At 62.8% G+C, this 12,335-nt stretch carries 10 protein-coding genes and 2 pseudogenes; 8 read left to right on the top strand and 4 right to left on the bottom strand.

Features of this window, described 5'->3' with window-relative positions; translation table 11 throughout:
* Window positions 1-46 precede the first annotated feature (46 nt).
* Window positions 47-919: a LysR family transcriptional regulator gene (locus BBF94_RS25630; protein WP_065261720.1), complete on the bottom strand. Its 873-nt coding sequence runs from the start codon at window positions 917-919 to the stop codon at window positions 47-49.
* A gap of 270 nt (window positions 920-1,189) precedes the next feature.
* Here BBF94_RS25630 and BBF94_RS25625 point away from each other — a divergent pair, with 270 nt between their 5' ends.
* Window positions 1,190-2,515 (top strand): MFS transporter, encoded by a 1,326-nt coding sequence (locus BBF94_RS25625; RefSeq protein WP_065261719.1) that lies wholly within the window; start codon window positions 1,190-1,192, stop codon window positions 2,513-2,515.
* Between the two features lie 67 nt (window positions 2,516-2,582).
* Window positions 2,583-3,980, top strand: a complete 1,398-nt coding sequence (locus tag BBF94_RS25620; RefSeq protein ID WP_141676630.1) for an FAD-dependent oxidoreductase — start codon at window positions 2,583-2,585, stop codon at window positions 3,978-3,980.
* A gap of 3 nt (window positions 3,981-3,983) precedes the next feature.
* On the opposite strand, the gene BBF94_RS25615 is transcribed toward BBF94_RS25620, so the two are convergent.
* Window positions 3,984-5,390, bottom strand: coding sequence for a type VI secretion system Vgr family protein (locus BBF94_RS25615; RefSeq protein WP_065261717.1), 1,407 nt, complete (start codon window positions 5,388-5,390; stop codon window positions 3,984-3,986).
* A gap of 218 nt (window positions 5,391-5,608) precedes the next feature.
* Here BBF94_RS25615 and BBF94_RS25610 point away from each other — a divergent pair, with 218 nt between their 5' ends.
* The gene (locus BBF94_RS25610) at window positions 5,609-6,313 is read left to right on the top strand and encodes a YebC/PmpR family DNA-binding transcriptional regulator (protein ID WP_065261716.1); all 705 of its coding nucleotides are present in this window, start codon (window positions 5,609-5,611) and stop codon (window positions 6,311-6,313) included.
* A 124-nt stretch (window positions 6,314-6,437) separates the two neighbouring features.
* Here BBF94_RS25610 and BBF94_RS25605 read toward each other — a convergent pair.
* Window positions 6,438-7,750: pseudogene (locus tag BBF94_RS25605) on the bottom strand (leucine-rich repeat-containing protein kinase family protein).
* A 61-nt stretch (window positions 7,751-7,811) separates the two neighbouring features.
* On the bottom strand, window positions 7,812-8,942 hold the full coding sequence (gene zapE / locus BBF94_RS25600; protein WP_065261715.1) for a cell division protein ZapE: 1,131 nt from the start codon (window positions 8,940-8,942) through the stop codon (window positions 7,812-7,814).
* A gap of 298 nt (window positions 8,943-9,240) precedes the next feature.
* On the opposite strand from zapE, the gene BBF94_RS25595 reads away from it, so the two are divergent.
* From BBF94_RS25595 to BBF94_RS25575, 5 genes and pseudogenes are all read left to right on the top strand, one after another.
* On the top strand, window positions 9,241-9,750 hold the full coding sequence (locus BBF94_RS25595) for a Csu type fimbrial protein (RefSeq protein WP_065261714.1): 510 nt from the start codon (window positions 9,241-9,243) through the stop codon (window positions 9,748-9,750).
* A gap of 82 nt (window positions 9,751-9,832) precedes the next feature.
* Window positions 9,833-10,366, top strand: coding sequence for a Csu type fimbrial protein (locus tag BBF94_RS25590; RefSeq protein ID WP_065261713.1), 534 nt, complete (start codon window positions 9,833-9,835; stop codon window positions 10,364-10,366).
* A gap of 19 nt (window positions 10,367-10,385) precedes the next feature.
* Window positions 10,386-10,922, top strand: coding sequence for a Csu type fimbrial protein (locus BBF94_RS25585; RefSeq protein WP_065261712.1), 537 nt, complete (start codon window positions 10,386-10,388; stop codon window positions 10,920-10,922).
* 4 nt (window positions 10,923-10,926) lie between these two features.
* Window positions 10,927-11,427: a Csu type fimbrial protein gene (locus BBF94_RS25580; RefSeq protein ID WP_065261711.1), complete on the top strand. Its 501-nt coding sequence runs from the start codon at window positions 10,927-10,929 to the stop codon at window positions 11,425-11,427.
* Between the two features lie 22 nt (window positions 11,428-11,449).
* Window positions 11,450-12,237 (top strand): annotated as a pseudogene (locus BBF94_RS25575) (fimbrial biogenesis chaperone).
* The last annotated feature ends 98 nt before the right edge of the window (window positions 12,238-12,335 follow it).

The following is a 12,335-nucleotide window of genomic DNA, read 5'->3' as shown; positions in this document are numbered from 1 at the left end:
CGGCTCCAGGTGGGACCGAGCTTGCTCGGGAAGGGGCCTGAACTGACTACACAAGGCTTTCGCGAACCATCTCAAGAAACGTCGCCACCACTCGCCGCGAACTCTGTTCGCGCAGGCACACCAGTGTCTCGGTCAATCGCCGGGTGCAATCGGTGATCGGCAGTGCGCAGACCCGCGCGTCCGCACCAAACTCCGCTGCCGACACCACCCCCACGCCAATTCCCACAACCACGGCTTCCCGCGCCGCTTCCCGGCCTTCCACCTGGATCGCCGGACGGATGCGGAAACCGGCGCGGGCCATTTCTTCTTCCAGGGTCTGACGGGTGACCGAGCCATGTTCGCGCAGTACCAGCGGTGTGTCGTCCAGATCCTGCAGGCAGATCGATTCGCGCGTGGCCCATGGATGATGGCGCGAGACAAATGCCACCATCGGATCATTGCGCAGCGGCACGCACAGCAGGCGTTCATCGCTGACATCTCGCCCGAGCAGCGCCAGATCGGCCTGATAGTTGAACAGGCGAAACAGCGATTCATCGGTATTGCCGGTCTCGATCTTCACGCTGATCCCCGGATAGCGCTCGCAGAACCGCGCAATCTGCGGCAACACGTGCACCGGCGCATCCACCGCCAAAATCAGACTGCCGGTCTGCAGGGCCTGGGATTCCTGCAACAACTCCTGGGCTTCGGCTTCGACCACGAACAGGCGCTGGGTAATTGCCAGCAAACGTTCGCCCAGATCCGTCAGGCGCACCGAGCGTTTGTTGCGATGGAACAGCAACACGCCGAAGCGTTCTTCGAGCTTGCGCACCTGGTCGGAAATCGCCGGTTGCGTCAGGTAAAGCCGTTCGGCGGCCTTGGTGAAGCTTCCGTGTACGGCGACGGCATGAAAGGCTTTGAGCTGGGCGTGGGAAACCGACATGGCTGACCTCGGTAACAAGCGGAGCTTATTTGTGAAATACGATAAATCGATTTTATTTATTAAACAGTAATTGCTTTGATCCGCTCACGCCAACGCTGACTGCCCGGTCGGGCAGTGACGCTGGCCATGAGCCCGTGCGTGCAACAGCAGGACTCATCTGACCGGTATCGCCGAAGGGACGGGGTGATATCGCAGTGCTCAACAATAAAAAACACAGGCGTTTACTTAACGATTCTGCCGGCACACTCACACCCTGAGGTCAGAACCACAATGAACAAGCACATCGGCACCCTTGCGCGTTGGCGCATGCAGATCTTCGCTGTCACCTGGCTCGCTTACGCCGCGTTCTATTTCACCCGCAAAGCCTTTTCGGTGGCCAAACTGGGCATCGCCGAAGACCCGGGTTTCACCCTCGACAAAATGGCCATGGCCAACCTCGATGCAATTTACCTGGCGGCCTACGCCATCGGGCAATTCACCTGGGGCATGCTCGCCGACCGCTTCGGTCCCAGGGTCGTGGTGCTCGGTGGCTTGCTGATATCCGCCGCTGCGGCGTTGGTGATGGGCAGTTTCGCGACATTGCCGATCTTCGCCACCTGCATGCTGATCCAGGGCTTGGCGCAGTCCACCGGCTGGTCGGGCCTGTGCAAGAACCTCGGCAGTTTCTTCCCCGCCGAACAGCGCGGGCGAGTGCTCGGGTTATGGAGTTCCTGCTACGCCTTCGGCGGCCTGGTGGCCTCACCGTTCGCCGGTTGGTGGGCTTACACGCTGATCGGCAGCTGGCATGCGGCGTTCATTTCAAGTGCGGCCGTGGTGGCCGTGGTGGCGCTGTTGTTCTTCATCTTTCAGCGCAACAGACCGGAAGACGTCGGACTGCCCGCCGTGGAGCCGGAGCCGGAACTCAGTGCCGAGCAAACCGCTGCCGACAGCAAGCTCAGTGTCTGGGAGCCGCTCAAGGAAATCCTGCGCAACCGCACGGTGCTGGTGCTGGGGCTGGCGTACTTTCTGCTGAAACCGGCGCGTTACGCGATTCTGTTGTGGGGCCCGGTGATCGTCTTCGAGCAGATGCCGGCAGTCGGCAAGGTCGGCGCGGCGATCATTCCGACTGCGTTTGAACTTGCCGGGCTGCTCGGGCCGATCATGATCGGTCTGGCCTCGGACAAACTGTTCGGCGCCCGGCGCATGCCGGCCTGCGTGTTGAGCCTGCTGGCACTGACCGTGACGCTGGCGCTGTTCATGGGTGCCTTGCACACCGGCAGCGTGTTGCTGGTGGTGGCCTTGCTCTTTGTCATGGGCCTGACCCTGTACGGCCCGGATTCGATGATCAGCGGCGCGGCCGCCATCGATTTCGGCAAGGCCAGGGCGGGCGCCACGGCGGCGGGATTCGTCAACGGTTGCGGCTCGGTCGGCGCGGTACTCGGCGGGTTGCTGCCGGGCTACTTCGACTCGGTGACGGTGTTCATCGTGTTCGCCGGTTGTGCGCTGTTTTCCGCGCTGGTGTTGATTCCGCACTGGAACAGTCGCCCGGTCGGCGTCATGGAACCCCGTGCCTCGGTGCCCAATCGGGCCCTGACCATCAAACCCCTGCGCAACTGAATCAACCCTGCCTCGCGGCCTGCTGCGGCATTCGCGGCAGGCTGTGCCGTGGCCGACTGACTGGAGAATGTTCATGAGACCGTTTTGGCTGGAGCAGGCCTTGCAGCTCGATACATCCGAGCCTTGCCCGCCGCTGCAAGGTGAGGTGCGCACCGACGTGTGCATCGTCGGTGGCGGTTACACCGGGTTGTGGACCGCGATCATGCTCAAGCAACAGAACCCCGAGCTCGATGTGTTGCTGATCGAAGCCGACATCTGCGGCGCCGGCGCCAGCGGGCGCAACGGCGGTTGTGCGCTGTCGTGGTCGGCGAAGTATTTCACCCTGGAGCGGCTGTTCGGCGTCGAAGAGGCGGTACGGCTGGTCAAGGAGTCCGAGCGCAGCATCCATGCCATCGGCGAGTTCTGCGAGCACTACGGTGTCGAGGCCGATTACCGCCTCGACGGTACGCTCTACACCGCCACCAATCAGGCGCAATGCGGCTCGACCGATGCGGTGATTGCGGCACTCGAGCGCAACGGCATCAACTCGTTCACCCAACGTCCCGTCGCCGATGTCCGGCGTATGGCCGGCTCCGACAAGCATCTGGAAGGCTGGTTCTCACCGGCAGCCGCCAGCGTGCAGCCGGGCAAACTGGTGCGTGGCTTGCGTCGGGTGGCGCTGCAACTGGGCGTCAGGATCCATGAAAACACCGCGATGACCGGGCTGGAGGAAGGGCGTCCGGCGCGCCTTCATACGGCCAGTGGGTGTGTGGTCGCCGATCGCGTGGTGCTGGCGATGAATGCCTGGATGGCCCGTGCTTTTGCGCAGTTCGAGCGCAGCGTGGCGATCGTTTCCAGCGACATGCTGATCACCGAACCGCGTCCGGAGCTGTTGCAGGAGATCGGCCTGACCAGCGGCGTGACCGTGCTGGATTCGCGGATTTTCGTGCATTACTACCACAACACTCCGGATGGCCGGATCATGCTCGGCAAGGGTGGCAATACCTTCGCTTACGGCGGCCGGATGTTGCCGGTGTTCGACCGGCCATCGCCATACGCCGGGTTGCTCAAGCGCAGCCTCGACGATTTCTTCCCGGCCTTCGCCGATGTAAAGATCGACGCGACATGGAACGGCCCTTCGGATCGTTCGGTCACCGGTCTGCCGTTTTTCGGTCAGATGAGCGCCAGCGGCAATGTGTTCTACGGTTTCGGTTATTCCGGCAGTGGCGTCGGACCGTGCCACATGGGCGGACAGATTCTCGCCTCGCTGGTGCAAGGTCTCGACAACCCCTGGACGCGCTCGCCGCTGGTCAACGGGCCGCTGGGCTATTTTCCGCCGGAGCCGATCCGCTATCTGGGTTCCTTGATGGTGCGCAACGCGATTCGCCGCAAGGAACGCGCCGAGGATCATGGACGACGTCCTCGGCATCTGGACGTACGCCTGGCGAAATTCGCAGCGGCTGCGGGCAAGGCCGACAAGGCCTGAACATCAGGCTGAAGGCGGGGTGCGGTTGAGCAGCCAGTCGAGCAGCAGATCGTCATCGAGCGGCTCCGACGGTGGCTGCGTCGCACGAACGTGGCCGACGTCCAGGCACAGAATCGGGCGGTCCGGATCGCTGTCGAGGAAACTCACCCAGACTTCACTGCCGGCGCGGGGCAGTGCTTCCCGAGTGATCGGGCCGCCACCTCCGACCATGGCAATCGCCAGCCATAACCCGTCATCGTCGGCATTCACGCTCTGTCGAGGCCATAACCGGACAGCGATTCGTCCCTGATCGTCCAATTGCGGCGGCTGTCCGGTCGGGCCAAGAACCCGGGCCGGTTGATACCCCGGAATGCTCGGGCGCGGTTGTCGAAGTGCAGGTCGAAACTCGCTCTGCCATGGCTGTGCGGTGAAGTCGTTGTGGTAGCGACGGGATGCGGGTGTCGTGTCGAGAATCGAAGGTTGTTGTCCCTGGTGATGCAACTCGGTCAGCAACCATTGGTCATTGAACCCACCCACCGGATGATCTGTAACCTGCAGCAGGCGGCCACTAAGTAACCGGGTGCAGTCGCTGCGGCCATGGAGACATCGATACCGGCAACGCTGGCGTTCCAGTTGGCGTCGGCTGCGTTGGTCGGCGTAGCGTTGCTCGCTCGTCGCAATGCCGTGCACGGGCAGCGGGTCTCCCGGTGGATGATTGGCAGCCTCGTCAGCATTGCTCAAGTACCCTCGATCACGGACGCCGGGCGAGATTTGCACCATGACCGCATCGTGACGCTGAAACAGAGAACTGAGGGCGGGCGACGGCGGCTCCGGTTCCATGCTGAAGGGGATCGGCACCGCTTGCTGCGCCAGGCTCAGACTGTCGTCGGCGAACACAACGACATGGCCGTCCGGTCGGTGTTCGAAGTGATAGTGGATGCCTTCCTCTTCGCACAAACGCTGCAACAGCGCCAGGTCCGATTCGTCGTACTGGATGCAGAACGGGCGCGGCGGGTAGTGGCCTGTCGTCAGGTCGAACCGGTAACCGTGCGCGGGCAGACGATGCTCGACGAGCAGTTGTTCAAGAATGTCCGGAACACTTGATCGGGTGAACACCCGGCGCCGGGGCTGCTGTTGCAGTTGCAGCAAGTGGGGGGCCAGCACCAGCTGGTAACCGATCCGATGGGCTCCGCGATGTTCGCAACTGGCACTGTGCAGGGTGCCGTGAATGCCATGATCCTCCCCCAGGTGCAGATAGGCTGGCGCATAGAGCAGGGTAGCCGGGGCCAGGGGCGGGGCCAGGCCAATGACGTCTATCTCGAAGCGGAAGGGCCGGTTCAGTGCTTCATGGCCGCGAAACCGCTGCACCGGCAGGCTCAGGCCACCCTCGATGAGGGTCAAAGTGAAGGGACTTTCCTTGTCATTGAGCATTCGTACGGGCTCTGTCGGGTAATACGGGCGGCAGAGGGTACGAAACCACGGCGGGAAAGGGGCATTGGAAAGCGGTTTTTCAGAATCGCCCTACAAGGTGCGTAGAAGATGTCGACAGCAGCGGATTTTTTGGTCGATTGCCGACTTTAGGCCGTATAAACTTGGCGCCACGCGTCGGCCAATAGATGTCTCGGCGCCACAGATCAAGAGAGTGAGTAATGGGCGCACAGTGGAAGGTTAAACACAAAGAAGCGGCAGCCAACGCCAAGGGCAAGATCTTCGGCAAGCTGGTGAAAGAAATCACCATCGCGGCCCGCAACGGTGCCGATACCGCCACCAACGCACACCTGCGTCTGGTGGTCGAACAGGCCAAGAAAGCCTCGATGCCCAAGGAAACCCTGGATCGCGCGATCAAGAAAGGCGCAGGCCTGCTGGGCGAGACCGTTCAGTACCATCGCGTGACTTACGAAGGTTTCGCGCCGCATCAGGTCCCGCTGATCGTCGAGTGCGTCACCGACAACATCAACCGTACCGTGGCGGAAATCCGCGTGGCGTTCCGCAAGGGCCAACTGGGCGCATCCGGCTCGGTGTCCTGGGACTTCAACCACGTCGGCATGATCGAAGCCACGCCGGACACCCCGGACGCTGATCCGGAACTGGCCGCGATCGAAGCCGGTGCGCAGGATTTCGAGCCGGGCGAAGAAGGTGCGACCTTGTTCCTGACCGACCCGACCGATCTGGACGCCGTGCAGAAAGCCCTGCCGGAACAAGGCTTCACCGTGCTGTCGGCCAAGCTGGGCTATCAGCCGAAGAACCCGGTCAGCGGCCTGACCGACGAGCAGATGGCAGAAGTCGAGGCGTTCCTCGAAGGCCTCGACAACCACGACGACGTGCAGGACATGTTCGTCGGCCTGGCCGGCTGATCTTGTTGCGAAGCTGAACTGTGGCGAGGGAGCTGGCTCCCGCTCGACTGCGCAGCAGTCACCGCAATCGGGATGGTTTCGCCATCCCGCGGGAGCAAGCTCCCTCGCCACAGGGTTTGTTCGGTCACAGCGTTTCCAGCATCTCAATGACTTCACTGAAGCCTGGCCGCGCAGCACATCCGGCTGGCAGCAGCGCCGCTCCACCTCCTCCAGCGCCTGACGCTGGCCATCGCTCAATCCCGAGTCGATTCGCGCCAGCAATTCCCCCAGCAAGATCCCGAACGCCCTCACCTCGAGGCGTTGCAGTGCGCGGGTTTCCAGGTTGTCGGTGGTGGCGTGGAACGAGGCTGCGCCAAAGTCCCCCAGCAGGCAGTCGCCGTCCTCGTTCAACAGAATGTTGTGACCGTACAGATCGCCATGGGTGATGCCCTGTTGATGCAAATGCTCGGCGACCGACGCGATACCCCGGGCGATGCGCAACGCGACATCGGCACTGAAGCGGCAATCACCCGCGTAGACATCCCGTGAACAGGACGCCAGGCTCGGCAGCGCAGCGAGGTTGCGATAGCTCGGATCGATCAGTTGCATCACCAGGCCTTGCCGGTCTTCGGGATGATGGCCGATACGACCCTCGACCCGGATCAGATTCGGGTGCAGGCCGGCGGTGATGCAGGCATTCATCTCGTGCAACGGCGAACCATCGCTGGTCATCTCGCCCTTGTAGAGTTTGACCGCCACCGAGCGTTCGGGCTGACCGGCCGGTTGCCACGCAGCCCTGGAAATCACCCCGGACGCCCCTTCGCCGAGACGCTGTTGCAGACGCAGGCTCGACCAGTCGATCAGCGGGGTGGCTTGCAGTGCGGCGGCATCGGCTTCGGTTTCCAGCGGATTGCCGGCGTAGGCCAGCCAGGTCAGGCTCGGCAGCGTCAGCAGCCATTGCGGCAATTCTGTCAGTTGGTTGGCGGCGATGCGGATCAGTTCCAGTCGATGGCATTGGCTCAACGATGGCGGCAGGGCACGCAGACGGTTGCCGGCGAGCATGAGCTTTTGCAGCAGCGGGCGCTCGCCCAGTTCGTCCGGCAGGGTTTCAATCAGGTTGTCGGTCAGGATCAGCCAGCGCAGCTGCGGTGGCAGGGCCGCACCGGTCACTCGGGCGATCCGGTTGGCCTTGAAGCCGATCATGCTCAGGGCCTGGCACTGACCGAGGCACTCGGGCAGTTCGGTGAACCGGTTGTCGGAGCAGAACAGCACGCGCAGATGCGGCAGGCGATGCAAGTCGTCCGGCAGGCTGCTCAACGCATTGCCGCTCAGGTTGAGCACCTCCAGGGTATCGGCAAGGTCGAAGATCTCACGGGGAAATTCGGTCAGGCCTTCGACCAGATCCAGCCGGGTGATGCCCGACAGTTCGCCGGCGCGCAATTGTGCAAGGGTGTGCATGAAGAGGATCGCTATCGAGAGGGCGTGGTACGCCGGAAATGGCCCGCATGATAACGGCAAATCAGATCGGTTCGCGCGTTTCCGACAATTGTCCCAGACGACTGCGGGTGCGGGCCAGATCAATGGCGTTGCCGGCCAGGCTTTCATGCAGAGGCAGATGCCCGAGCAGCGTCAGGTGTTTGTCCTGGTCGTAGAGCACGTCGATCAGATTGATAAAGCGTTGCTGGACGGCAATCGGGCAGTCGTCCAGCGCCGGCAGCTCCTCGATGACCCAGTGGTCGAAGTGTCGGCACAGTTCCAGATAATCCATCACTGCCGTGGGTTGCTCGCACAACGCATTGAAGGTGAAACCGACACGCCGATTGTCGCGCAGGCGCGCCTGCAGAATCCGGCTGCCCACCGCTATCGACTGCGGCGCGGCATCTTGTGGCGGCAAGTCCAGCGCCTGGCGCTGTGTCGGTGTGGCCGGCCATACGTAATGGCCCTGCGTGAAGACCTGATGCGCGTGGTGACGGGCCAGGCTGCGATAGTCGTGAGGGCCGCCAACTTCCATGACCTGCATGCGGGCATTGATCAGATCGATCACCGGTTTGAACCGCGCGTGATACAGCGGGTTCGGCAACAGGCCTTCGGGCGGATAATTCGAGGTCACCAGCAGCAGGATGCCGCGCTGGAACAGGGCTTTGTACAACCGGGTGATGAGCATCGCGTCGCCGATGTCATGCACATGGAATTCGTCAAAACACAGCACCCGGCAATCTCGCAACAGTTCGTCGAGTGTGGCGGCGAGGGCATCTTCCTGATCACGATGCCGGAACATGCCCTGATGGAGGTCGGCGAAGAACTGATGGAAATGCAGACGTTGTTTCTGCTGTGTCGGCAAGGCCTGGAAAAAGCCGTCGAGCAACCAGCTCTTGCCGCGTCCCACTGCACCGTGCAAGTACAGACTCGGAGGCGTTTGCGGGGCAGGACCGAACAACAGGCCCGCCTGTTGCGCCATGCAGTCGATCACCCGCTGTTGGCTATGGCTGAGGGTATAGCCCTGGGCATGGGCCTTGTGCCGGAAATAATCGCGGATCGCCTGAGCACTGGCGCAATGACCGGCACTGGCAGCATTGCGTATGCCGAACCAACGGCGCAGCACGGAAAAGCGCCGGGACAGACGTGAGGGTTCGGGCGTTCGGGCGGGCACGGTGGAGTCACTCCGTCATGATCAGGCCGGCTCCCCCGGAGCGCGGCGGCGTAGTGTAACCAGATGGGTAGTTTTTCTTCCACTGCGCTTTATCGGCAGGCGCTGCTTTCTGGACATTAATTTGCTGCGTGTAGAGGTTTTTTCAGCGTCCTGACGTGTTGAATCGACAACTTTTCGAAACATATCCCGTACGGTCAATGGATCCAATCGACTGGCGCAATCGGCGTCCGTTGCTAACCTGAAACACTGTAACGGCAGAGACGCTGTCGCCATCAGGGATCGGACGGTGAATGCAGGGATGGTCTGGGCATTGCTGGGCGGGCTTGCGGTACCGGTGCAGGCCGTCGACATGCAGGTCGAAGTGCGGGTCGACGTGCAGCGTGGCTGTCAGTTGGTCGGCCAGCAACGTGACGCCGGAATCGAGCAATCGGGTGTCCTCGATTTCGGCAGCACCGCGCGCCTCGATGATCCGGCCGGGCCGCTCGGGGCGGCGCTGAACACTTCGCGGTTGCCGCGTCTGGAATGCAACCCGGACACGCCGTATCAGTTGCGTGTCGACGGCGGACTGCATGGCGGGACCGGCGAAGTGCGTTACATGACGGGCGAGGCGGGAGACCGGATGATTCCCTATCGTCTGTATCAGGATCCCGCTCGACGGGTGCCGCTGGTGGTGGATGTTCCGGTCAGCGGTCGCGTGCCGGACAGCGGTTCGGTTGAATTGCCGCTGTACGGGCGGATCGAGCGGATGGCCGAGGTGCCGAGAGCCGGTCGCTATTCGGATCTGGTCAAGGTGACAGTCACCTGGTGATCGACCGGCATGATGTGGCATTGACGCGTTCAATGACGAACGCAGTGGACGATCCTCAGGGAGCGGAAGGAGAAAGGATGCAATGACGGGCAAGCACTGGCTGGTCATCACCGCAGGCGCATTGCTGTTTCTCACCGAGGATGCGCAGTCGTCGGTCAACGGGCAGATCCACGCCCGGTTGACCCTGATCGCCGGCTGCGAGGTGACCAACGCATCCTCGCCCGCCAGCCCGGTGGGGGATTTCGGCAAGCTCGACTTCGGTCAGCAGGGGCCGACCTGGAACGCTCCCATCAAGGCCAGCCTGGCCAATGACAGCAGTGGCAGGCTCAACGTGGCCTGCAACCCGTCGGTGACCGGTTTCACCGTGACCATTGACGGCGGCACCCATGGCGACGGCAATACCCGTCGCCTGAGCAATGGTCGTCAGACCATCCCCTATCAACTGTTCCTCGATGCTTCGGGCAGCCAGAGCTACAGCATCGGCCAGCAGCACAATTTCGCGGTCACCAGCGGCGCGCAGATACCGATTCCGGTGTTTGGCACGGTGGTGGCGAACACCCGCGCGGTACCGGCCGGTGTCTATACCGACACCCTGACGGTGACGCTCGACTGGTAAATCGTAGAGGAAGGACACCATGGGTACGATTGCATCAAGGATAGGTCTGTCGCTGCTCGGTCTGACACTGGCCTCCAGTGTCAACGCCGCTACCACGGTCACCGGCCAGATCACCTCCAGCCTGATCCTGATCAGCAGTTGCCAGGTCAACGGCTCGGGCGGTTCCACCGGACTGAACTTCGGTGCGCTGAATTTCGGCACGGCCAACAGCCTGTTCACCACCGCGACCGGACAGGTACTGGGTGGCGGTGGCGGGGCGTTGTCGATTCTCTGCTCCGCCGGCACCACGCCGACGGTCAAGGTGCGCGCCGGTGCCAATGACGGCAAGTCTCCGGGCGGTACCCGAGCGCTGTATGACGGCGTAGCCAACTACGTGCCTTACGACCTGTACACCGATGCCGGGCACTCGCAGTTGCTGGCCATCGACGGCGTGATCAGCCTCGCCGCCAGCACCGGGGTGGCGCAGACCGTGAACATCTACGGGCAAGCGGTGGGCAAGGCCGGTCTGCCGGCGGGCACCTACACCGACACCATTGCCGTTGAGCTGACGTTCTAGAGCCATGGGCCGGCGTGGCAGTGCAGCGCTGCTGGTGCTGTGCACAGGTGCAGTGCCGTTGCCGCTGGCAGCGGTGACCAGTCAGAGTTTTCAGGTCAGCGCGACCATCACGCCGGGCTGTCTGGTGGTGGGCGGCGTTTCGAACTATGGCGGGCTGAATTTCGGGTCGAGTCCGGCCCTGTCCACCGGCACGGTGCAGGTGGCCCTGACCGGTGGCGTGCAGTTGCAATGCACGCCGGGAGTGACGTTGAACATGACGGTCGATGGCGGCCAGTACAACAGCAGTGGCCGACACATGCAGCTCAACAGCGGCAGCGCGCGGGTGGCCTATGCGCTGTTTCGTGACGCCGCCTACAGCCAGAGCCTGGGGATCGGTCAGACCGTGGCAGTGGCGTACAGCGATGCCAACAACATCAGCCTGCCGATCTACGGTCAGGCGCAATTGCCGGGCAATGTGCCCGGGGGGACGTACAGCGATGTGCTGCAGGTGCAGCTGTCGTGGTGACGAACGGCACAAGGAGCGGGTTATGGGGGAGGTCTCGTCACGGCTGTTACGGGCGGGTTGCGCAATCTCAGTATGGATTTTGCTGGCAGCGGTCAAGGTGCAGGCAGCCAGTTCCGTGCTGATCTGGCCCATTGATCCGGTGCTGGAGGCGGATCAGCAGGCCAGTGCGTTATGGCTGGAAAACCGCGGCAGTGAAACCGCCAACCTGCAGATCCGTGTATTCGGCTGGAGTCAGAACGGTTACCAGGAGCAGTACCAGAATCAGCGCGATGTGATCGGCAGCCCGCCTGTGGCGAAGATCGAGCCGGGGCAGAAGCAGCTGGTGCGCCTGACCCGGACCCGAGACGTGCCGCCCGGCCAGGAACTGGCTTACCGGATCATCATCGACGAGATTCCTTCGGCGCAGCCACCTGTCGCCGATGCAGGAAAGACCGCGGCGGCCATTCGCTTCCAGATGCGCTATTCGGTGCCGCTGTTCGCCTACGGCGCGGGGCTCTGGGGCAAGGAGGACAGCACCCGCCAGCGTGATCCCAAGGGCATCGGCCTGCCGCAACTGAGCTGGCGGTCGGTCTCGGTCGATGGCAAGCCCTACGTGGAAGTACGCAATCAGGGAGCGGTGCATGCGCGCTTGACCGATGTCGCGTTCAGGCAGGGCGGGCAAAGCAAACCGTTGGCGGAAGGGTTGTTGGGTTACGTATTGCCTGGCGCGGTGATGCGCTGGCCGGCGCGGCGCCGGGTTCGGTGACGGGGGAACTGGCGGGCCGGATCAATGGCGCGGCACAGGTTCAGAGCATTACCCCGGCCAATTAAGGAATTCGGTCTGCGGATCGGGTAGTGCATGGCCACCGGGCAAGCGACAGGCCGGCGGGCAGCAGCGGTTTCAGGAGGAAGCAGTCCATTGACGGACG

This window comes from Pseudomonas bananamidigenes, from assembly GCF_001679645.1.
GTDB lineage: Bacteria > Pseudomonadota > Gammaproteobacteria > Pseudomonadales > Pseudomonadaceae > Aquipseudomonas > Aquipseudomonas bananamidigenes.
The sequence above is the reverse complement of the archived record's forward strand: the minus strand, read 5'-3'. Positions and strand labels throughout refer to the sequence as shown.